Annotated in this window: 21 protein-coding genes; 14 read left to right on the forward strand and 7 right to left on the reverse strand. The window is 61.2% G+C overall.

What is annotated here, in order from left to right; translation table 11 throughout:
• Positions 1–155: 155 nt before the first annotated feature.
• The gene (locus tag K9857_RS21840; RefSeq protein WP_224539195.1) at positions 156–692 is read left to right on the forward strand and encodes a cytochrome b; all 537 of its coding nucleotides are present in this window, start codon (positions 156–158) and stop codon (positions 690–692) included.
• Here K9857_RS21840 and K9857_RS21845 read toward each other — a convergent pair.
• The 3 genes from K9857_RS21845 to K9857_RS21855 all read right to left on the reverse strand — a co-directional run bounded on the left by K9857_RS21845 (position 680) and on the right by K9857_RS21855 (position 4,088).
• Positions 680–1,780: a GlxA family transcriptional regulator gene (locus K9857_RS21845; RefSeq protein WP_224539197.1), complete on the reverse strand. Its 1,101-nt coding sequence runs from the start codon at positions 1,778–1,780 to the stop codon at positions 680–682. The genes K9857_RS21840 and K9857_RS21845 overlap by 13 nt on opposite strands.
• Positions 1,781–1,875: 95 nt before the next feature.
• Positions 1,876–3,276 (reverse strand): GABA permease, encoded by a 1,401-nt coding sequence (gabP, locus tag K9857_RS21850; RefSeq protein ID WP_224539200.1) that lies wholly within the window; start codon positions 3,274–3,276, stop codon positions 1,876–1,878.
• 461 nt (positions 3,277–3,737) lie between these two features.
• The gene (locus tag K9857_RS21855) at positions 3,738–4,088 is read right to left on the reverse strand and encodes a cupin domain-containing protein (protein WP_110966221.1); all 351 of its coding nucleotides are present in this window, start codon (positions 4,086–4,088) and stop codon (positions 3,738–3,740) included.
• Positions 4,089–4,351: 263 nt separating this feature from the next.
• On the opposite strand from K9857_RS21855, the gene kynB reads away from it, so the two are divergent.
• Together kynB and kynA are read left to right on the forward strand one after the other, a co-directional pair.
• Positions 4,352–5,011, forward strand: coding sequence for an arylformamidase (kynB, locus tag K9857_RS21860; RefSeq protein WP_224539202.1), 660 nt, complete (start codon positions 4,352–4,354; stop codon positions 5,009–5,011).
• Positions 5,008–5,862 (forward strand): tryptophan 2,3-dioxygenase, encoded by an 855-nt coding sequence (gene kynA, locus K9857_RS21865; RefSeq protein WP_224539203.1) that lies wholly within the window; start codon positions 5,008–5,010, stop codon positions 5,860–5,862. The genes kynB and kynA overlap by 4 nt, the downstream gene beginning before the upstream one ends.
• 57 nt (positions 5,863–5,919) lie before the next feature.
• Here the strand turns inward: kynA and K9857_RS21870 are convergent, their stop codons facing one another.
• Both K9857_RS21870 and K9857_RS21875 read right to left on the reverse strand, forming a co-directional pair.
• Positions 5,920–7,323 carry an amino acid permease gene (locus tag K9857_RS21870; RefSeq protein WP_224539206.1) on the reverse strand — a complete coding sequence of 468 codons (1,404 nt, stop codon included), beginning with the start codon at positions 7,321–7,323 and terminating at the stop codon, positions 5,920–5,922.
• A gap of 336 nt (positions 7,324–7,659) precedes the next feature.
• Positions 7,660–8,133 (reverse strand): Lrp/AsnC family transcriptional regulator, encoded by a 474-nt coding sequence (locus K9857_RS21875; protein ID WP_224539208.1) that lies wholly within the window; start codon positions 8,131–8,133, stop codon positions 7,660–7,662.
• 178 nt (positions 8,134–8,311) lie between these two features.
• Between K9857_RS21875 and kynU the strand changes: the two genes are divergently transcribed.
• Together kynU and K9857_RS21885 are read left to right on the forward strand one after the other, a co-directional pair.
• Positions 8,312–9,562 (forward strand): kynureninase, encoded by a 1,251-nt coding sequence (gene kynU, locus K9857_RS21880; protein WP_224539210.1) that lies wholly within the window; start codon positions 8,312–8,314, stop codon positions 9,560–9,562.
• A gap of 129 nt (positions 9,563–9,691) precedes the next feature.
• Entirely contained in the window at positions 9,692–11,131 is a 1,440-nt protein-coding gene (locus tag K9857_RS21885) for an amino acid permease (protein WP_224539212.1), read from the forward strand.
• Here K9857_RS21885 and K9857_RS21890 read toward each other — a convergent pair.
• On the reverse strand, positions 11,072–11,956 hold the full coding sequence (locus K9857_RS21890; protein WP_224539215.1) for a LysR substrate-binding domain-containing protein: 885 nt from the start codon (positions 11,954–11,956) through the stop codon (positions 11,072–11,074). The genes K9857_RS21885 and K9857_RS21890 overlap by 60 nt on opposite strands.
• A 230-nt stretch (positions 11,957–12,186) precedes the next feature.
• On the opposite strand from K9857_RS21890, the gene K9857_RS21895 reads away from it, so the two are divergent.
• Positions 12,187–12,951 (forward strand): sulfite exporter TauE/SafE family protein, encoded by a 765-nt coding sequence (locus tag K9857_RS21895; protein WP_224539217.1) that lies wholly within the window; start codon positions 12,187–12,189, stop codon positions 12,949–12,951.
• A 3-nt stretch (positions 12,952–12,954) separates the two neighbouring features.
• On the opposite strand, the gene K9857_RS21900 is transcribed toward K9857_RS21895, so the two are convergent.
• A complete protein-coding gene (locus tag K9857_RS21900) occupies positions 12,955–13,269 on the reverse strand; it encodes a putative quinol monooxygenase (RefSeq protein ID WP_224539219.1) in 315 nt (104 codons plus the stop codon).
• A gap of 163 nt (positions 13,270–13,432) precedes the next feature.
• Between K9857_RS21900 and K9857_RS21905 the strand changes: the two genes are divergently transcribed.
• From K9857_RS21905 to K9857_RS21940, 8 genes are all read left to right on the forward strand, one after another.
• The gene (locus tag K9857_RS21905) at positions 13,433–14,023 is read left to right on the forward strand and encodes an NAD(P)H-dependent oxidoreductase (RefSeq protein WP_224539221.1); all 591 of its coding nucleotides are present in this window, start codon (positions 13,433–13,435) and stop codon (positions 14,021–14,023) included.
• 211 nt (positions 14,024–14,234) lie between these two features.
• Positions 14,235–15,146 (forward strand): LysR family transcriptional regulator, encoded by a 912-nt coding sequence (locus K9857_RS21910; RefSeq protein ID WP_224539222.1) that lies wholly within the window; start codon positions 14,235–14,237, stop codon positions 15,144–15,146.
• Positions 15,147–15,249: 103 nt separating this feature from the next.
• Entirely contained in the window at positions 15,250–16,143 is an 894-nt protein-coding gene (locus tag K9857_RS21915; RefSeq protein ID WP_224539224.1) for an NAD-dependent epimerase/dehydratase family protein, read from the forward strand.
• 205 nt (positions 16,144–16,348) lie between these two features.
• A complete protein-coding gene (locus K9857_RS21920; RefSeq protein ID WP_224539227.1) occupies positions 16,349–17,794 on the forward strand; it encodes a SulP family inorganic anion transporter in 1,446 nt (481 codons plus the stop codon).
• A 186-nt stretch (positions 17,795–17,980) separates the two neighbouring features.
• Positions 17,981–19,330 (forward strand): GntP family permease, encoded by a 1,350-nt coding sequence (locus K9857_RS21925; RefSeq protein ID WP_224539228.1) that lies wholly within the window; start codon positions 17,981–17,983, stop codon positions 19,328–19,330.
• Positions 19,331–19,346: 16 nt separating this feature from the next.
• The gene (locus K9857_RS21930; RefSeq protein ID WP_224539230.1) at positions 19,347–20,207 is read left to right on the forward strand and encodes a MurR/RpiR family transcriptional regulator; all 861 of its coding nucleotides are present in this window, start codon (positions 19,347–19,349) and stop codon (positions 20,205–20,207) included.
• A gap of 1 nt (position 20,208) precedes the next feature.
• Positions 20,209–21,666, forward strand: coding sequence for a D-aminoacylase (locus K9857_RS21935; RefSeq protein WP_224539232.1), 1,458 nt, complete (start codon positions 20,209–20,211; stop codon positions 21,664–21,666).
• A 274-nt stretch (positions 21,667–21,940) separates the two neighbouring features.
• A complete protein-coding gene (locus K9857_RS21940; protein ID WP_224539234.1) occupies positions 21,941–22,309 on the forward strand; it encodes a glyoxalase superfamily protein in 369 nt (122 codons plus the stop codon).
• The last annotated feature ends 12 nt before the right edge of the window (positions 22,310–22,321 follow it).

Below are 22,321 nucleotides of genomic sequence, written 5' to 3' on the forward strand. Positions count from 1 at the left end.
GGAGCTGCCGAAGGCTGCGATCTTCTGCTTTTCAAGGCAGAAACATCAACTAACAGCTGGACTGGGTAGCCCACTGGTTTTTCGGAATCTTCGTACAGAATTTCAGAAATACCCGCACTAGGATTCGCGCTTTTGAAAGCGGGAGTCTGTGACAGGTGAGTTCTTCGGTTTATTCGCCACGCCAAGTGGTGCTGCATTGGTTGTCGGCTGTGGTGATCATCTGGACGCTGTTATCCGGCTTTTACGTGGCTGTCGTTGAGGTCGAAACTGAAACCAAGGATTGGGTGGCGTTTCTCAACGTGTCACTGACTTCCCTCTACATCCCGATCTTCATCCTCAGGCTTTATTGCTCTTTCCTTCACGATTTCTCATTGCCCCTGAGGAAGCGCTCGCTTCCCGAATACACGGCGCTCTGTGTCCACAAGGCCATGTATCTCGTATTGGCTGTCGTCCTGTTGACCGGCGTGCTGATGATGGATCGCCCGATCAATGTGTTCGATATTCTGTTCTTCGAGGCACCGCTGAGCGACCCGAGTGTCACTGCATGGTTCATGCGAGTACACATTCAATCCTGCGTGGTTCTATTGATCCTGGTAGCGGTCCACGTGGGCGCGGTGATCAAGCATGAGTTGTGCGGTCGACGGGTTCTGAAAAACATGTCGATTCAGAAGAATGACCGCTACCGGGAATGATCACTCATCCGCACGCTGGCAAACGTTGACTCATTTCTGGCCTGATCCAGCACTGTCACCGGCCTGGTCGATGGCTGTTGTGCAACCACCGGTGTCGCCGGCTTGCGGCTCATTTCCGATCCCGCCCGCTCATCGCTGGGCGGCATGCCGAAGTACTCGCGATAGCATTTGGAAAAGTGCGGTGTGGACACAAACCCGCAGACCGTCGCCAGTTCAATGAGCGACATCGACGTTTGCTTGAGCAACTGCCGTGCGCGGATCAGGCGCAATCGCAAGTAGTACCGCGACGGTGTGCAGTTCAGGTATTTCTGGAACAGTCTCTCCAGCTGTCGACGCGACAACTCCACGTAATCGGCCAGGTTATCCAGGTCGATCGGCTCCTCGAGGTTGGCCTCCATCAACGCGACGATTTCCTGCAGCTTGGGCTGATGGGTGCCCAGTACATGCTTGAGCGGCACGCGCTGATGGTCCTGTTCGTTGCGGATGCGCTCGTAGACGAACATCTCCGAAATCGCCGCCGACAACTCACGACCATGATCGCGGCCGATCAGGTGCAGCATCATGTCCATGGGCGCGGTTCCACCGGAACTGGTGAAGCGGTTGCGGTCGAGGGTGAACAGGCTCGCGCTCATGCTGACCCGCGGAAACGCTTCCTGCATCGCCGCCAGAAACTCCCAATGCACGCTGCATTCGTAACCGTCGAGCAGACCGGCTTTGGCCAATGCCCAGCTGCCGGTGCAGATGCCGCCCAGGCGCCGGGATTGGCGCGCCAGGGCCTTGAGCCAGGAGATGTGCTCGCGAGTGACCACGCTCTGGATGCCGACGCCGCCGCAGACGATCACCGTATCCGCCACCCAGGGAGCGTCCCAGGAAGCATCCGGGGTGATCGGCACGCCGTCACTGGCCCAGACTTGCTGACCTCCGGGGCTGAACGTATGCCAGCGATACAGCTCCTGCCCCGACAATTGATTGGCCATGCGCAAAGGCTCCACGGCGGATGCCAGGGAGATCAGGGTGAATTGATTGAGCAAAAGGAAACCGACGACCTGGGTTGGTTTGCCGTCGGGCAGGGTGGACCTGGATGACATCGTGGTCATGACCTCGGATGGAGCAATGACGGCCAGAGGCACGGTCGCAAGGTAGCGCCGTGCCTCTGGTGTGTGGAGCCGGGATCTCTATCGAGTTATCCCACGGAGGTCGCCCTTGCAGGCTGCGCGGATTGCCGCGAGGTGATCAGACCGATGAAGGAAATCACCAGCGCCAGGCCGATGGTCGTGCTCACTTCAGTGCGGTGTTGCGGGGAAATCATCATCACCGTCAGCGCCGCGCAAATGAACACGATCACCAACCACGTCAGCCATGGAAACAGCCACATGCGAAAGGTCAGTTCGACGTTCTGTCGACGCAGCATCCGGCGCATGCGCAACTGCGACACCGCAATGGCGAGGTACACCAGCAAGGCGATTGCACCGGAACTGGCCAGCAGGAATTCGAACAGGCCGGCGGGCATGAAATAGCTCCACACGGTGATGCCCGCACCCAATACGCTGCTGGCGATCACCGCTGCCCGTGGTACGCCTTCGGACGAGGTCACTTTCAGCACCTTCGGTGCATCGCCACGACGGCCCAGCGAGTAGAGCATGCGCGAGGCGATGTAGATCGAGGAGTTCATGCAACTGGCTACGGCGATCAGCACCACCACGTCGACCATGAATTTGGCGTGGGGGATGTTCATGATTTCCAGGGCGCGCTGGTAGGAGCCTACCTCGGCCAGCAGCGGATCGTTCCAGGGCACCACGGAGATGACCACGAAAATCGACAACAGGTAGAACACGCCGATGCGCCAGATCACCGAGCGGGTGGCCTTGGCGATGTTCTGCGACGGGTTGTCGGATTCGGCGGCGGCGATGGTCACAGCCTCGGTGCCGATGAAACTGAACATGATGGTGATGAAGGCGCCCACCACCGCCGACAAGCCATTGGGTGCGAACCCGCCGTGTTCGGCCATCAGCCCGCTCAAGCCGCTGACCTGCCGATCGGGAATCCAGCCCATCAACACCGCGAAACCCACGCCGATAAAACCAATGATCGCCACGACCTTGGCCATGGCGAACCAGAATTCGAACTCACCATATTTGGCGACACTGAACAGGTTGGTGATCACCAGCACGATGATCGACACCAGGGCGAACAGCCAGGCATCGATTTGCGGGAACCACTGGTTCAACACATGACCGGCGGCGAGTGCCTCGATGGGAATCACCAGCACCCAGAACCACCAGTAGAGCCAGCCGATGGTGAAGCCCGCCCAGCGACCGATGGCCTGGTCGGCGTAGGTGGAAAACGAACCGGTGTCGGGATGGGCCACCGCCATTTCACCGAGCATGCGCATGACCAGAACCACCAGCAGTCCCGAGAACAGATAAGCCAGCAATACCGCCGGGCCGGCCGCCGCAATGGCATGCCCGGAGCCTACGAACAATCCGGCGCCGATGATCCCGGCGATAGACAACATGGTGACGTGACGAGGCTTGAAGCCCTGCGCCAATTGGCCGTTCGAATCGTTGGAGCTCGGGCTGATCATTATTTTTTTTCTCTGAGAGCGACATTGAAACGTGCTGATGGGGGGCAAGTGATGGTCACGGTTGCCTGATGCCCTTTCTGAACGCGGCGCCCTCCAGACGCGGCCGCTCCAGTCAAACCCACCTTCGTGATGTGGTTATATCGGTGAAAAGCAGCGCCACCTTACCCGGCTTGTCCGACAATCGAGTTTCCTGATTACGCCACCTTGGTGTCTGAAATCGACACAGGCAGGCTTTGCGTTCACAAAGAAAACCAATTGGTCACTGGGTGGCAAAAAGCGATTGTCGGGTTTTTCCAGGGATCGGGCAAAACTGCGGCGAGGCGTTTGGTACGGGCGTTTCAAGTGAGGGGCAGGGGAGGCAGAGGCGTAACGGAGGAGGTGTGCCGCATCGAGTCGTTACCTGAATAACCACTCGAGCGGCAGATGTCGCTTTTGTAACCGGGTGTCGTTTTGTTGCGGGATCAGGCGAAGACGAAATACTTGCGCACGGTTTCCACCACTTCCCAGGTGCCTTTCATGCCCGGCTCGATGACGAAGATGTCGCCGGCACGCAGGTGAATCGGCTCTTTGCCTTCAGGGGTGATGATGCAGTAGCCCTCGCGGAAGTCGCAGTATTCCCATTTCACGTATTCCACGTACCACTTGCCCGGCGTGCAGATCCAGGTGCCCATGATCTTGTTGCCGTCTTCGCTGGTGTAGGCGTTGAGGTTGACAGTGTGCGGATCGCCTTCGAGTTTTTCCCACTTGCAGGCGTCGAGGACGGGCAGCGGATGGGTGTCGCGAAGTACGGTGATCGGTGAATTAGCGGTCATGATGACTCCGGGCCGGGCATGGATGGATAAAGTTGCAAGCGCCCATCCTGACGGGCTTGCCGGGGCCTGAGTTGTCTGTGCTCGACATCGGGCTATCCAGAAGCGCAATGACGGCTCACGGGTTCTGTTGAAATTTCCTGCGCGGCATCGTCGAATTTCTCGCATTTTTTGCGACATGGAAGGCGGATGCCGGTGATCTTTGCAAGAATCTATACAGACATCACTCGTATCATTTACCTCGGGAAATTCCGGAAAGCGCTGCAATGAAAAAAACAATGTGGGACATCAGCCCGCCTTTGAGTACCACCACACCGACCTGGCCCGGGGATACGCCGTTTCAGGAAGAGCGCGTCTGGACCTACGGCCCCGAATGCCCGGTGAATGTCGGGCGCATTACCCTGTCGCCCCACACTGGCGCCCACGTCGACGCGCCGCTGCACTACAGCCCTGATGGCGCCGCCATTGGCGAGGTGCCGCTGGATGTCTATATCGGGCCATGCCGCGTCCTGCATTGCCTGGACAGCGGCGCGCTGGTCCAGCCCGAACAGCTCGCAGGAAAGCTGGAAAACCTGCCCGAGCGGGTTCTTTTGCGCACCTATCGTCAGGTGCCGCTGAGCAACTGGGATCCGGATTTCACGGCAATCGCCAAGGAAACCATCGAGCTGCTGGCAAGCCATGGCGTGCGCCTGGTCGGCATCGACACGCCCTCGCTGGACCCGCAGCAATCGAAAACCATGGACTCGCACAATGCGGTGGCGCGTCACGGCATGGCCATTCTGGAGGGCATCGTGCTGGATGAAGTCCCGGAAGGGGATTACGAACTGATCGCTCTGCCGCTGCGTTTTGCCCATCTCGACGCCAGCCCGGTGAGGGCCATCCTGCGTCCACTGAATTCGCCTCAACCCGAGGAAGCTTCCCAATGAGCCAATGCCCTTATTCTTCTGCCACCCCGCCTGAGGGTTGGCATAACGCCGAGCTGAATTTTTCCGATTCGATGAGCTACGGCGACTACCTGGACCTGGGGCGCATCCTCACGGCCCAGCACCCCTTGTCGCCGGATCACAACGAGATGCTGTTCATCATTCAGCACCAGACCTCCGAGTTGTGGATGAAGCTGATGCTGCATGAGCTCAAGGCTGCCCGCGAGCATGTGCGTCTGGGCGAGTTGCCGCCGGCGTTCAAAATGTTGGCGCGGGTGTCGCGGATCTTCGACCAGCTGGTGCATGCCTGGACCGTGCTGGCGACCATGACGCCCACCGAGTACCACTCGATCCGGCCGTTCCTGGGGCAGTCCTCGGGCTTCCAGTCGTTCCAGTACCGGGAGATCGAATTCATCCTCGGCAACAAGAGCGCGACCCTGCTGCAGCCCCATGCCCATCGTCCGGAATTGCTGGCGGAGTTGGAAAAGGAAATCGCCACGCCTTCGCTGTACGACGAAGCGATTCGCCTGCTGGTGAGTGCCGGCCTTGAGATTGATCCGCAGCGTTTTCAGCGTGATCCGTCGCAGCCGACGGCGCATGACAGCTCGGTGGAAGCCGCCTGGCGTGAGGTCTACACCAACCCTTCGCGTTACTGGGACCTGTATCAATTGGCGGAAAAATTCATCGATCTGGAAGACTCATTCCGCCAGTGGCGTTTTCGCCATGTGACCACGGTTGAGCGGATCATCGGTTTCCAGCCGGGCACCGGTGGCACGGAAGGGGTGGGCTATCTGCGCAAGATGCTCGATACCGTGCTGTTCCCTGAGCTATGGCGGCTTCGTTCGACTCTCTGACAGCGCACACAAAAAAGCCCCGGCATTCACTGAATACCGGGGCTTTTTACTGTGCGATTACTGCGCGACTGGCAGGTCGCGATGCCGGGCCATGCGGATCCGGTAGAACACGTAGATGACCGCGATCCAGATCGGAACGGCGATCACCGAGGCGCGAATGCCGGGAATCATCCACATCACGTAGATGATCACGGCCATGAACGCCAGGCACAGGTAGTTGGTGTACGGCGACCAGAACGCCTTGAAGCCCGGCTCCACGCCGCGCTCGGCCATGGCCTTGCGGAACTTCAGGTGCGTCAGGCTGATCAGTGCCCAGTTGATCATCAGGGACGCGACCACCAGGGCGAACAGCAGCTCCAGCGCTTCGTGCGGCGCCACGTAGTTGACCAGCACCACCAGCATGGTGACCAGCGCCGATACGCCCAGTGCCAGCAACGGCACGCCTTGCTTGTTCAGCTTCATCAGCGCCTTGGGCGCATCGCCCTGTTCAGCCAGGCCGAACAGCATGCGGCTGTTGCAGTAGACGCCGCTGTTGTAGACCGACAAGGCCGCGGTGAGCACGACGAAGTTGAGGATCTGTGCGGCGGTGTCGCTGCCGATCAGCGAGAAGATCTGCACGAACGGACTGCCACCGTAGGCATCGCCGGAAGCGCCCAGGGTCTGCAGCAGTTGGTCCCATGGGTACAGCGACAGCAGCACGGTCAGTGCGCCGACGTAGAAAATCAGCACCCGGTAAACCACCTGGTTGATGGCTTTGGGAATGACTTTGCGCGGTTCGCTGGCTTCGGCGGCGGTGATGCCGACCAGTTCCAGGCCACCGAAGGCGAACATGATGAAGGCCATCGACATCAGCAGGCCGCTGTAGCCGTTGGGGAAGAAGCCGTTATGGCTCCACAGGTTGCTCACCGAGGCTTGCGGGCCGCCGGTGCCGCTGAACAGCATGTAGCAGCCCAGGGCGATCATGCCGATGATCGCCACGACCTTGATGATCGCGAACCAGAATTCCATCTCGCCGAAGATCTTCACGTTCAGGGTGTTGATCAGGTTGACCAGCACGAAGAACACCGCGGCGCTGACCCAGGTCGGCACTTCCGGCCACCAGAACTGGATGTACTTGCCGACCGCCGTCAGCTCGGCCATGCCCACCAGCACATACAACACCCAGTAGTTCCAGCCCGACAGAAAGCCGGCAAAGCTGCCCCAGTAGTTGTGGGCAAAGTGACTGAAGGAACCGGCGACCGGCTCCTCGACGATCATCTCGCCCAGCTGGCGCATGATCAGGAAAGCGATGAAACCGGCGATTGCATAGCCGAGGATCATCGATGGACCGGCGGACTTCAGTACCCCGGCAGAACCCAGGAACAACCCGGTACCAATGGCTCCACCCAATGCGATCAGTTGAATATGCCGATTCTTCAACCCCCGCTTGAGTGCGCCGGTTTGCAACATTTCGTCCGCCATCGCGTTCCCTTCTGAATTTTTGTAGTCAGGCTGTTTTTGAAAGGGGAGATCTTACTCTTAGTGACCTTTTCGATACACATTTGCAGAAATTGTGGGAGCGAGGCTTGCCCGCGAAGGCGGTGTGTCAGTCGCCATTGAGGTTGGCTGAGCTGGCGCTTTCGCGGGCAAGCCACGCTCCTACAGGATTTTGCGTCGATCACACATTCATGGTCGTTTCACGAACCCGTAGGAGCGAGGCTTGCCCGCGAAGGCGGTGTGTCAGTCGCCATTGAGGTTGGCTGAGCTGACGCTTTCGCGGGCAAGCCACGCTCCCACAGGGTTTTGTGTTGGCAGGTTTTATTTGCGGATCACCAGATCCAGCAACTCCTCCCGCTCCTTGATCTTCTGCAAAACGATTTCCGAACGAATATCGGTCACGCCCGCCGTGCGGTTGAGGTGGTTGACGATGAAATCGGAGAAGTGCTTGAGGTTGCGGGCCTGGATTCGCAGCACATAGTTGCTCGCCCCGGTGATCACGTAGGCGGTGGTCACTTCCGGCCAGGACTGGACCTTCTTGATGAAGGTCTCGTGCCAGTCCTCGACATCCTGTCGCAGCGACACGTGGACGATGGCTTCCAGTTCGATGCCCAGCTGTTCGGCATTGAGCACCGCGCGATAGCCGGTGATCACGCCCTCGCTTTCCAGCAGGCGCAGGCGGCGCAGGCAGGCCGACGGCGAGAGGGCGACTTTCTCCGCCAGTTCCTGATTGCTGATACGGCCATCCTGTTGCAGTTGATGCAGGATTCGCAGGTCTGTCGCGTCGAGATTCATGATTGAAATAAATCCACGGTTATTGACGGGTGAGTCGAATTTTCTGCGAGATAACTACGCGATGGCTGCGCACTTTGCACGAAAATTCTTCAATGCTTCGTTCATTATCTTTCCACCGATACAGGCGATTTACATTGCGCCTGGCGACTTTCACGACCTGCCCGAAACAGGACTCACCATGACAACAAGAAACGATTGCCTGGCCCTTGATGCCCAGGACGCCCTGGCGCCGTTGCGCCAACAGTTCGCGCTGCCCGAAGGCGTGATTTATCTCGATGGCAACTCCCTGGGCGCACGGCCTGTCGCGGCACTGGCACGGGCCCAGGCGGTGATCGCCGAAGAGTGGGGCAACGGCCTGATTCGTAGCTGGAACACCGCCGGCTGGCGCGATCTGAGCGAGCGCCTGGGCAACCGCCTGGCCGGCCTGATCGGCGCCGGTGACGGCGAAGTGGTGATCACCGATACCACCTCGATCAACCTGTTCAAGGTGCTCAGCGCCGCATTGCGCGTGCAGGCAAGCCGTTCGCCGACGCGCCGGGTGATCGTCACCGAGAGCAGCAACTTCCCCACCGACCTGTACATCGCCGAAGGCCTGGCCGAGATGCTGCAGCAGGGCTACAGCCTGCGTCTGGTGGACAGTCCCGAAGAACTGCCCCGGGCAATCGACCAGGACACGGCAGTGGTGATGCTCACCCACGTCAACTACAAGACCGGCTACATGCACGACATGCAGGCCCTGACCGAGCTGACCCACGAGTGCGGCGCGCTGACCATCTGGGACCTGGCGCACTCCGCCGGCGCGGTGCCGGTGGACCTGCATCAGGCGGGTGCCGACTACGCCATCGGCTGCACCTACAAATACCTCAATGGCGGCCCCGGCTCCCAGGCGTTCGTCTGGGTCTCGCCGCAACTGTGCGATCTGGTGCCGCAGCCGTTGTCCGGCTGGTTCGGCCATTCGCGACAGTTCGCCATGGAGTCCCGTTACGAGCCGAGCAAGGGCATCGCCCGTTATCTGTGCGGCACCCAGCCGATCACGTCGCTGGCGATGGTCGAGTGCGGCCTGGATGTCTTCGCCCAGACCGACATCGCCAGCCTGCGTCGCAAATCCCTGGCCCTGACCGATCTGTTCATCGAGCTGGTCGAGCAACGCTGCGCCGGCCATGAACTGACCCTGGTCACGCCACTCGAACATGCGAAGCGCGGCAGCCATGTCAGCTTCGAACATCCCGAAGGCTACGCGGTGATCCAGGCCCTGATCGCCCGCGGCGTGATCGGCGACTACCGCGAACCGCGGATCATGCGCTTCGGCTTCACTCCGCTGTACACGAGCTTCACCGAGGTCTGGGACGCGGTGCAGATCCTCGGCGAAATCCTTGACCGCAAGACCTGGGCGCAAGCGCAATTCCAGGTTCGCCACAGCGTCACCTGATGGATCATGCGTACGTGCCGCCGGGGTTATTCCCGGCGGCATTCGTTTGTGCGCTGATCGGTCCTGCTGTTCATCGGTAAAAAACAACAACGTGCCCTTCAAGAAAGACAAAATCCAAAGGCCATAGAAATGACCGAAAACTCTGGTTTTGAAACGATATCCAACCGTGAAAACGGCTTGCGGCGTCAGCTGACGTCGGGGCAGATGAGCATGATCGCCATCGGCGGCGCGATCGGCACCGGCCTGTTCATGGGCAGCGCCTACGCCATCGGTTATGCCGGGCCCAGCGTGCTGGTCAGCTACGCCATCGGAGCGATCATCACCCTGCTGCTGATGGGCTGCCTGGCGGAAATGACCGTGGCCCATTCGACCTCGGGCTCGTTCGGCGCCTATGCCGAGTTCTATATCAGCCCGCTGGCGGGTTTTCTGGTGCGCTATGCCTATTGGGCGGCCATCGTGCTGGCGGTCGGCACCGAGGTGACGGCGGTGGCGATGTACATGAAGTACTGGTTCGCCAACGTGCCGGAGTGGGTGTGGATCCTGTCGTTCTCCAGTGTGCTGATCGTGCTCAACGCCATCAGCGTGAAGACCTTCGGCACCTTCGAGTACTGGTTCTCGACCATCAAGATCGGCGCGATCGTCGGCTTCATCATTCTGGCGGTGTACCTGGTGTTCGGCTCCGCCAACCCCGACTACGGCGTGCACAACTACACCGCCCACGGCGGGTTTTTTCCCAATGGCGTGCAGGGCATGTGGATCGCCGTGATCGTGTCGATCTTCAGCTACCTGAGCGTGGAGATGATCGCGGTGGCGGCCGGTGAAGCCAAGGACCCGGAACAGGCGGTGAAGAAAGCCTTTCGCGGGACCATCGTGCGGTTGGTGGTGTTCTACCTGCTGACGCTGGCGCTGATGCTGGCGATCGTGCCGTGGGACCGCTCCGGCCAGACCCAGAGCCCGTTCGTCACAGTGATGCAGGCCATCGGCATTCCCGGTGCGACCGGGGTGATGAACTTCGTGATCCTGATCGCGGCGCTGTCGGCGATGAACAGCCAGTTGTACATCACCACGCGCATGATGTTCAGCCTGTCCCGTGGCGGCTACGCGCCCAAGGCCATGGGCAAGTTGAGCCCGTCGGGGATTCCGCTGAACGCATTGCTGCTGTCCAGTTCGGGCATCGCTTTGGCGACCCTGCTCAACATCCTGTACCCGGAAAGTTCGTTTACCCTGATGATGGCGATTTCCATGTTCGGCGCCATCTTCACCTGGTTCATGATCTTCCTGACGCACTACTGCTTCCGGCGTTATCACCAGCGCCACGGCGAGCGCAAACTGTCGTTCCGCATGCGCCTGTTTCCCTACACCACCTGGCTGGGCCTGCTGCTGATGGGGGCGGTGATGATCACCACTTACTTCACTGCCGACTTCAAGATGACCCTGGTGTTCGGCGTGCCGTTTCTGCTGTTGCTGAGTTGTGTTTACGGCCTGTTTTTCCGCAAGGGCAAACCGGGTTCAATCGGCGCGCAGGGCGTCGAGCAGGGTTCTGGCGTAGCCGGGCAGGCCGGTGAATGAACGGGCGCACAGCAGCAGTTTGCGCTGTGCCCAAGGCTCTTCAAGGATGAAGCTTTTCAGCGCCTGATTGGCGGTGTATCGCTGCAGGGCTGCGGCCGGCACGATGCCAAGGCCAGCGCCATGAGCGACCATGCGCATCACGCCGTCGAAGCCTTCGGCGCGGATGCGGATTTGCAGGCGAGCGCCGGCGTGCAGGGCCTGTTCTTCGAGGTACACCGCCAGGGCGCTGTCGGCGGCCAGCCCGACGTAGTCGTGGCGCAGGGTATCGCTGAAGCGCGGTGCCGTGTCTGCGGCCAGCGGGTGGTCGGGGGGCATGATCAGGGCCAGCGGATCGTCGCGGAAGGGCAAGGTTTGCAGTTCGTGGGTGTCGACGGCATCGGAGACGATGCCCAGATCGGCCGCGCCTTGGCGCAGGGCGTGGACGATACGCAGGCTGGGCATTTCCTGCTGGTCGATGTCGAGGTTCGGATGACGGCAGAGGAAGTCCGCCAACAGTTCCGGCAGGTGTTCGGCGATTGCCGTGGTGTTGCAAAGCAGACGGACCTGACCTTTGACGCCCTTGGCATATTCGGCCAGGTCCTGCTGCATGCGTTCGGCCTGTTGCAGCAGCAGTCTTGCGTGTTGCGCCAGGGCTTTTCCTGCGGGTGTCGGCGTGACTCCACGGCGGCCGCGTTCGAGGAAATCAACGCCCAATGAGGCCTCCATTGCCCGGATTCGTGCGCTCGCCGCTGCAAGGGACAGATGACTGCGCGCGGCGCCGGCGGTGATGTTGCCGGTGTCGAGGATGTGCAGGTAGAGGCGCAGGTCGGTGAGGTCGAAGTGCATGGGGGCCTTGGAAGTTGTGGTGTCTGTGAGGGCCTCTTCGCGGGCAAGCCCGCTCCCACAAGGTTTTGGGTTGTTCACACAATTAGCGCACGACACAAATCCCTGTGGGAGCGGGCTTACCCGCGAAGACGTCAGTCGCCATTACAAAGAATCCAGCCTCTTGTCTTGCGAGAGGCACCCTCAGTATATGGCAGATTTTCAACCACCCTCGCCAGGCGCACGATAGCGCCATGAATACTCTCGCCGCGTTCTACGAAAACCTCGGTCTAGCCTTGTCTGTGCTGGTCATCGCCACCTTCCTGCTCGCCGGCACCATCAAGGGTGTGATCGGCCTTGGGCTACCGACTATCTCCATGGGCTTGCTCGGTCTGGCTATGGCGCCGTCGCAGGCTGCTGCGCTGTTGATCATTCCGGCCACGCTGACCAATGTCTGGCAACTGGCGTTCGGCGGTCATCTGCGGGGGCTGGTCAGGCGGCTGTGGCCGATGCTGCTGGCGATCTTCATCGGCACCGGCGCGGGCACGCTGTGGATCGGCATGGTCGGCGGGCATTGGGTGGTGCGGGGGCTGGGGGCGGCGTTGTTGCTCTATGCGCTGAGCGGTCTGTTTCTGCCGACCTTGCGCGTCAGCGAACAGAGCGAAGGCTGGCTCGGTCCGCTGTGTGGTCTGATCACCGGCGTCATCACTTCGGCCACCGGCGTGTTCGTGATTCCGGCGGTGCCATATCTGCAGGCGCTGGGCCTGAGCAAGGACGAACTGGTGCAGGCGCTGGGGCTGTCGTTCACCGTCTCGACCCTGGCCCTGGCCGCCGGGCTGTTATGGCGCGGCGCCCTGGGCGGGGGCGAGTTGAGCGCTTCGCTGCTGGCGCTGATCCCGGCGGTACTTGGCATGTGGCTGGGGCAGTGGCTGCGTCAGCGGATCAGCGCGGTGTTGTTCAAGCGCGTTTTCTTCATCGGCCTGGGGTTGCTCGGCGGCCATCTGTTTATCAACGGTTAGCCCCTATTTGTTAGCGGAGCTGGGGCTGATCATCTCGATGGCGCGAATCTCGAAGTCCCGTTCCAGGTACTCGTCGCGCTGAGCCAGAAACTGCTTCATGTGCGGCAGGTTCGAATGCACATCCAGGTGCGCCTGGGATTGCCAGATCTCGTAGAAGATAAACAGGGTCGGGTCCTGCTTGTCGCGCAGCATGTGGTACTCGATGCAGCCGGGCTCGGCGCGACTCGCTTCCACGTAACCGCTGAAAAACGCTTCGAAGGCGTCGGATTTTTCCGGGCGGGTCTTGGCGTGCAGGATGAAGCCTTGCATTTCACTCACTGAAAACTCTCCTCAAGTCAGAATCGGCGCCAGTCTAGGGCAATAATCGCCTGTTGATTCGTGCGCCTAGGTCAAATGAGATTTGCGAAAGCGCTGCTTTTTCCGCGCGAGGTGCGCCGGTAAGGTGCTGCCCCTCAAATTTCTAAACCCCTCCGAGTTCCCGATGAAAAAAGTCCTGTTGCTCAATGGCGGCAAACAATTCGCCCACTCCGACGGCCGCTACAACGCCACCCTGCACGACGCCGCGCTGGCGGTACTGGATCGTGGTGGTCTGGACGTCAAAAACACCTTCATCGACGGCGGCTACGACATCGCCGAAGAAGTGGCCAAGTTTCTCTGGGCCGACGTGATCATTTACCAGATGCCCGGCTGGTGGATGGGCGCGCCGTGGACCGTGAAAAAGTACATCGACGAGGTCTTCACCGAAGGTCACGGCAGCCTCTACGCCAGCGACGGCCGCACTCGCTCCGACTCTTCGCAGAAGTACGGCAGCGGCGGCCTGATCCAGGGCAAGCAATACATGCTGTCGTTGACCTGGAACGCACCGCAGCAGGCCTTCGATGACCCGACAGATTTCTTCGAAGGCAAGGGTGTGGACGCGGTGTATTTCCCGTTCCACAAGGCCAACGAATTCCTGGGCATGACCGGCCTTCCGACCTTCCTGGCCGTGGACGTGATGAAGCGTCCGGACATCGAAGGTCATGTGGCGCAGTACGAGCGGCATCTGGCTGAGGTGTTTGGCCTTAAGGCATGATGCTCGACTACTATCGGCAGTCAGAACGATGGGTTTTTGTGACTGAAGGGCTTTTGTGGCGAGGGGGCTTGTCGAAACGTCGCACCGCCCCGTTGGGTCGCGCAGCGGCCCCAGAAAATGGGACTGCTGCGCAGTCCAACGGGGGCAAGCCCCCTCGCCACAATGGTCCCCATCAGCCCACCAGACGCAGGACTATCGACAAGGAACACACGTGAAAGCCAGATCCGATGAATTGCAGATCTTCGTCTGCGTGATTGAATGCGGATCGATTTCCGCGGCGGCCGAGCAGGTCGGGCAGACGCCGTCGGCGGTGAGTCGCACCTTGTCGCGGCTGGAGGCCAAGCTCGACACCACCCTGATCAACCGCACGACAAGACGCATGGACCTGACCGAGGAGGGTAAGTACTTCTTCGAACACGCCAAGCTGATTCTCGACCAGATGGATGAGCTCGAAGAGCGCCTGTCATCGCGCCAGCAGACGCCATCCGGACGCCTGCGGATCAATGCCGCATCACCCTTCATGCTGCACGCCATCGTGCCCTACATCGATGAGTTTCGCCGTCTCTACCCGGAGATTCAGCTCGAACTCAACAGCAACGACCTGATCATCGACCTGCTCGAACAAAGCACCGACATCGCCATCCGCATCGGCACCCTGGCCGACTCGACCCTGCACGCGCGCTCGCTCGGATGCAGCCCGATCCACATCGTTGCCAGCCCCGCCTATCTGGAGCAGCACGGCACGCCGACGGCCGTCGCCGACCTGTCCGGCCATACCCTGCTGGGCTTCACCCAGAACGAAGGCCTCAACCAATGGCCGTTGCGCCATGTGCATGGCGATCGCTGGGCGATCGAGGCCGCGCTCAGCGCTTCCAGCGGCGAGACCATTCGCCATCTGGCGCTGGAAGGGCAGGGCATTGCCAGCCTGTCGCACTACATGACCATCGAGGACATTCGTGCCGGGCGCTTGAAAGTGCTGCTGGCCGAGTTCAACAGCGGCTACCGCCAGCCGATCAATGCGGTGTACTACCGCAACTCGCAACTGGCCTTGCGCATTCAATGTTTCCTCGACTTCATCCAGAGCAAATTGGCGCTCTACGCCAGCTCGGACTTCAAGGACTGATTCGTGATCCCTGCGCAAGAGTGAATTGGGCCAGCGGGGATTTTTCCTCGCCGACCGCTGCACGATACTCCTTGCATCACTTTTCAACGCAGGGAGTTTGTCCATGAACGTATTCGTTACCGGCGCTGCCGGCTTCATCGGCGGTTCCATCGCCACGGGCCTGATCCAGGCGGGACACAGCGTCACCGGCCTGGTGCGCAACGCCGAACAGGCCGATGAATTGAAAGCACTGGGCATCACTCCGGTGGTCGGCACCCTGGATGACAGCGCATTGCTGGCCGAGCAAGCCAAGGCGGCCGACGCTGTGATCAACGCCGCCAGCAGCGACCATCGCGGCGCGGTGGAGGCCTTGCTCGATGCCCTGCGCGGCACGAACAAAGTGTTTCTGCACACCAGCGGTTCGAGCATCGTCGGCGACGCCTCGGGCGGCAAATCCAGCGACGTCATTTACTTCGAAGACAACCTGCCGGAACCGACCGTGGACAAGGCCGCCCGGGTGGCCATCGACAACCTGATCCTGGCGGCGGCGAAGGACGGCGTGAACTCGGCGGTCATCTGTAACACCCTGATTTACGGCCACAGCCTGGGCGTCAATCGCGACAGCGTGCAGTTGCCGCGCCTGCTGAAACAGGCGCGCAAAAGCGGCATGGTGCGCCATGTCGGGACCGGGCAGAACATCTGGTCCAACGTGCATATCGAGGATGTGGTGTCGCTGTATCTGCTGGCGCTGACCAAAAATGTGCCGGGCACTTTCTACTTTGTGGAAAGCGGCGAGGCGTCGTTCGTCGATATGACCACCGCTATGGCCAAGGCGCTGAACCTGGGCGAACCGCAGGACTGGCCGCTCAAGGATGCCGAGGCCGAGTGGGGGTATGAAATGGCCAACTATGGTCTGGGCTCCAACAGTCGGGTGCGTGGCAAGCATGCGCGGGAACTGTTGGGTTGGGTGCCCAAGCGGACTTCGGTGGTGGAGTGGATTCGTAACGAGATGGTGTGAGTTCGCTTTAGACCGTGTCATCGTTCATCGCGGGCAAGCCCGCTCCCACAGGGATTGAGTCGTTCACACATCCATTGAACGACAGGGACCTTGTGGGAGCGGGCTTGCCCGCGATGGCGTTTTCAAAACCGCCACAACTGGCCGGGTTGCCCTCAATTCCGTAACATCCGCACATTCTTTTCGCGACTCCAGCATGCGGTCCCCCATGAAACCAAAAAACCTGCGCGCCGATATCCTGGCCGGCCTCACCACGTCTTTTGCCTTGCTGCCCGAATGCATCGCCTTCGCGCTGGTGGCTCATCTCAATCCGCTGATGGGCCTGTATGGCGCGTTCTTCATCTGTACGTTGACGGCGCTATTCGGCGGCCGGCCGGGGATGGTGTCGGGGGCGGCCGGTTCGATGGCGGTGGTGATCGTCGCACTGGTGGTGCAGCACGGGGTGCAGTATCTGCTGGCCACGGTGTTGCTGGGCGGGTTGATCATGATGGCGTTCGGTCTGCTCAGGCTCGGCAAGCTGGTGCGCATGGTGCCGCATCCGGTGATGCTCGGGTTCGTCAACGGCCTGGCGATCATCATTGCCCTGGCGCAGCTGGAGCATTTCAAGGACGGTGAAGCGTGGCTGAGCGGCGCGCCGCTGTACATGATGATCGGGCTGGTCGCGGTGACGATGGCGATCGTCTACGTGTTGCCACGCCTGACCCGCGCGGTGCCGCCGGCGCTGGTGGCGATTCTCGGCGTGGGCCTGGCGGTGTACCTGCTCGGCCTGCCGACCCGCACTCTCGGCGACATGGCGCACATCGCCGGCGGCTTGCCGACCTTCGCCTTGCCGGATATTCCATGGAACCTCGACACCCTGCGCATCATCGCTCCCTACGCGATCCTGATGGCGCTGGTAGGCCTGCTGGAAACCCTGCTGACCCTGAACCTCACCGACGAAATCACCGAGAGCCGTGGCTATCCGGACCGCGAGTGCGTGGCACTGGGCGCGGCGAACATGGTGTCTGGTGCGTTTGGCGGCATGGGCGGTTGCGCGATGATCGGCCAGACCGTGATCAACCTCAGCTCCGGCGGCCGTGGTCGCCTGTCCGGGGTGGTGGCCGGGGTGGCGATTGTGCTGTTCATCCTGTTCCTGTCGCCGCTGATCGAGCGCATCCCGCTGGCGGCGCTGGTAGGGGTGATGTTCGTGGTGTCGCAGCAGACCTTCGCCTGGGCTTCGCTGCGGGTGGTGAACAAAGTGCCGCTCAATGATGTGCTGGTGATTATCGCGGTGACGGTGATCACGGTATTTACCGATCTGGCCACGGCAGTGCTGTGCGGGATCATCATCGCCGCGCTGAATTTCGCCTGGCAGCAGGCCCGCGAGCTGTACGCCGACAGCCATCTGGAAGCCGACGGCAGCAAGCTGTACCTGATGCACGGCACGCTGTTCTTCGCCTCGACCACGCCTTTCCTCAACCAGTTCGATCCGGCCAACGACCCGGCGGTGGTGACCATCGACTGCCGCCACCTGAGCTTCGTCGACTACTCGGCCATCGCCGCTCTGAAGACCTTGCGCGAGCGTTATGCCAAGGCGGGCAAGCACTTGCGGGTGCTGCACTTGTCCGAGCGGTGCAAGAAGCTGCTGAAGCGGGCGCATGTCGGTCACGACTGACTTCCCCCTTCGGGGTGGCGATGAAAATCCACCACCCCGATTTTCATTAATCGCGACAAGACATATCCAAAAACGACACTCCGTACCTCTGCACGAAAATTACTTTCACCTCGTTTGAGTTTCACGCTTCGAAATGTTTTAAGAGTTTCACAAAACTTTCGACGTGACCCTCTCGAGGAGTACCGCATGACCCTGTCCTTCGGCTATTGGCTGCTGGTGTATGCCGCCGTTGCCATCATCGCCCTGATCGTTCTGATCGCACGCTACCGGCTCAATCCGTTCATCGTGATCACCCTGATTTCCATTGGCCTGGCGCTGGTCGCCGGGATGCCGCCGTCCGGTGTGGTGGGGGCGTATGAGGCGGGGGTTGGCAAGACGTTGGGGCATATCGCGCTGGTGGTGGCGCTGGGCACAATGCTCGGCAAGATGATGGCCGAATCCGGGGGCGCCGAGCAGGTGGCGCGGACCTTGATTGACCGTTTCGGCGAGAAGAACGCCCACTGGGCGATGGTCTGCATCGCGTTCCTGGTGGGGTTGCCGCTGTTCTTCGAAGTCGGTTTCGTGCTGTTGGTGCCGATTGCGTTCACCGTGGCGCGGCGGGTTGGCGTGTCGATCCTGATGGTCGGCCTGCCGATGGTCGCCGGTCTCTCGGTGGTGCATGCGCTGGTGCCGCCGCACCCGGCGGCGATGCTCGCGGTGCAGGTCTATCAGGCCTCCGTTGGCCAGACCCTGCTCTACGCGATTGCCATTGGCATTCCCACGGCGATCATCGCCGGTCCCCTGTACGCCAAATTCATCGTGCCACGCATCCAGTTGCCGGCGGAAAACCCGCTGGAGCGTCAGTTCCTCGAGCGCGAACCCCGTGACAGCCTGCCGGGTTTCGGCATCACCATGGCGACTATTTTGCTGCCAGTGGTGCTGATGCTGATCGGTGGCTGGGCCAACCTGATCTCCACGCCGGGCACCGGTTTCAATCAGTTCCTGCTGTTCATCGGCAACTCGGTCATCGCGCTGTTGCTGGCGACCCTGCTGAGCTTCTGGACCCTGGGTATCGCTCAGGGCTTCAACCGCGAATCGATCCTCAAGTTCACCAACGAATGCCTGGCGCCGACCGCCAGCATCACCCTGCTGGTGGGCGCCGGTGGCGGCCTGAACCGGATCCTGGTAGACGCCGGCGTCACCGACCAGATCGTCGGCCTGGCCCACGAATTCCATCTGTCGCCGCTGTTGATGGGCTGGCTGTTCGCCGCGCTGATGCGCATCGCCACCGGTTCCGCCACCGTGGCCATGACCACCGCCTCCGGTGTGGTTGCGCCGGTGGCCATCGGCCTGGGCTATCCGCATCCGGAATTGCTGGTGCTGGCCACCGGTGCCGGCTCGGTGATCTTTTCTCACGTCAACGACGGCGGCTTCTGGTTGATCAAGGAATACTTCAACATGACGGTGGCCCAGACGTTTAAAACCTGGACCGTACTTGAGACCCTGATTTCGCTCGTCGCCTTCGGCCTGACCGTCGGCCTTTCCTACCTGATCTAGCCGGAGCCCGCTTGCCATGGACATCCTTTACCAGATTCGCGCCCGCCAGGATTCTTTCAGCGCCGGTGAAGGACGCATCGCCCGTCTGATGCTCGACGACGTCGGCTTCGCCGCCTCCGCCAGCCTCGACGAGTTGGCGCAGCGGGCGGAAGTCAGCACCGCCACCTTGTCGCGTTTCGCCCGCAGCGTCGGCTGTCGCGACTTGCGTGATCTTCGCTTGCAACTGGCCCAGGCGAGTGGTGTTGGCAGCCGTTTTCTGGATCCTGCGGGCACGCCCGAGCAATCGGCGTTCTATGGACAGATCGTCGGCGATATCGAGTCGACCCTGCGCCAGCATCTGTCGGGTTTCGACGAGTCGCGCTTCGCCGACGCGGTGAAACTGCTGGGCAAGGCGCGGATGATTCACGCCTTCGGCATGGGCGGCTGCTCGACCCTGTGCAGCGACGAACTGCAGGTGCGGCTGGTGCGCCTCGGCTACCCAATCTCGGTGTGCCACGACGCGGTGATGATGCGCGTCACCGCCGCCAGCCTCAGCGCCGAACAGGTGGTGATTGTCTGCTCGCTGACCGGCATCACCCCGGAGCTGGTGGAAACTGTGGAGCTGGCGCGCAACTACGGCGCGCGAATCCTGGCCATCACCCGCGAGGACTCGCCGCTGGCGCAACTGGCGGACATCGTACTGCCGCTGCAAAGCGCTGAAACCTCCTTCATCTACAAACCTACGGCGGCGCGCTACGGCATGCTGCTGGCCATCGATGTGCTTGCCACCGAGCTTGCACTGGCCAATCCTCAAGACAATCAAGAGCGTCTGCGGCGCATCAAACTGGCCCTGGACGATTACCGCGGCGGCGACGATCACTTGCCGCTGGGAGACTGACATGCTGTACGACACGCTGATTCGCAACGCCCTGATCATCGACGGCGGCAACCGCCCCGGTTACCCCGCCGACGTGGCCATTCTCAACGGTCGCATTGAGCGCATCGGCGACCTGAGCGAGGCAAGCGCCACTGAGGAAATCGACGCCCAGGGCCATGTGCTGGCGCCGGGTTTCATCGACGTGCACACCCACGACGACACCGTGGTGATCCGCCAGCCGCAGATGCTGCCCAAGCTCAGTCAGGGCGTGACCACGGTGATCGTCGGCAACTGCGGGATCAGCGCCTCGCCGGTGAGCCTGCGCGGCGATCCGCCGGACCCGATGAACCTGCTGGGCAGCGCCGCGGCGTTTGTCTATCCAACCTTCCGCGATTACCGCGCGGCGGTCGAAGCGGCCAATACCACGCTCAACGTGGCCGCCTTGGTCGGCCATACCGCGTTGCGCAGCAACCATCTGGATGACCTGTTCCGCACCGCCACGGCCGATGAAATCGCCGGCATGCGCGAGCAATTGCGCGAGAGCCTGGAGGCCGGCGCGTTGGGGCTGTCCACGGGGTTGGCCTACGCCAGCGCCTTCTCGGCCTCCACCGATGAAGTCATGCAACTGACCGAAGAACTCACGGCCTTCGGCGCGGTGTACACCACCCACTTGCGCAGCGAATTCGAACCGGTGCTGGAGGCCATGGACGAGGCGTATCAGATCGGCCGCCATGCCAGATCCCCGGTGATCATTTCCCACCTCAAATGTGCCGGCGCCGGTAACTGGGGGCGCAGCCCGCAACTGCTGGCATCGCTGGAACAGGCGGCGAAAACCCATCCGGTGGGCTGCGACTGCTATCCCTATGCGGCCAGCTCGTCGACTCTGGATCTGAAGCAAGTCACCGACGCCCATCGCATCACGATCACCTGGTCCACGCCTCATCCGGAAATGGGCGGACGCGACCTGATGGACATCGCCGCCGAGTGGAACCTGTCGCTGCTCGATGCGGCCCGTCAGTTGCAACCGGCTGGCGCGGTGTATTACGGAATGGACGAAAACGACGTGCGCCGGATCCTCGCCCACCCGCTGTCGATGGTCGGCTCCGATGGCCTGCCGGAAGACCCGTTTCCGCACCCACGCCTGTGGGGCGCCTTCCCGCGAGTACTCGGCCATTTCAGCCGTGACGTAGGACTGTTCCCGCTGCACACCGCCGTGCACAAGATGACCGGCCTGTCGGCGGCGCGATTCGGCCTGAAGGAGCGCGGTGAGATTCGTGAAGGGCATTGGGCGGATCTGGTGTTGTTCGACCCGGCGACCATTCGTGATGTGGCGGATTTCAACGATCCGCAACGGGCGGCAGAGGGCATTGAAGGGGTGTGGGTGAACGGCGTGTTGAGCTATCGCGATGGCCAGGCCAATGGCCGCAGGGAAGGGCGCTTCCTGGCGCGACAGGGCGACCTGCGCGAAGGATTTCTTTGAGTTTCAACACGTCCATGTAGCAGCTGGCGAAGCCTGCGTTCGGCTGCGAAGCAGTCGCGAAATCAGGCGACGCGGTGTTTCAGGTAGACCTCGCGCGCAGGTTTTACGACTGCTTCGCAGCCGGACGCAGGCTTCGCCAGCTGCTACAGGGGGCCTGCGTACCTTGGTCTCCCAGGGTGATGGCATATTGCAATTAAAGAATGCTGCCCCCAAGCCGATCCGCTGACGTAAAGCCCGTCTACACTGCGGGCTACCTCTGTCTGGGAGCAACTTGATGAGCTTCGGCAAAACCACCCCAATCCTGCGGATTTTCGACGAAATCAAAGCGGTTGAGTTCTATGTCGACTTCCTTGGATTCAAGATCGACTGGCAGCACCGTTTCGAAGCCAATTTCCCGCTGTACCTGCAAGTCTCCCGTGGCGACTGCGTGTTGCACCTGTCCGAACACCACGGCGACGCGACACCGGGTTCGGCGCTGCGCATCGAGACTGATGAGCTGGAAGCCTTCCAGCAGCAATTGTTGGCCAAGGAATACAAGTTCGCCCATCCGCAGATCCAGGCCATGCCGTGGGGCAGCCAGGACATGACCGTTCATGATCCGTTTGGTAATCGGTTGGTGTTTACCAATGCCATCTGTGTCTGAGGTTTAGATCGC

The sequence above is a fragment of the Pseudomonas sp. REP124 genome, assembly GCF_020164475.1.
GTDB lineage: Bacteria > Pseudomonadota > Gammaproteobacteria > Pseudomonadales > Pseudomonadaceae > Aquipseudomonas.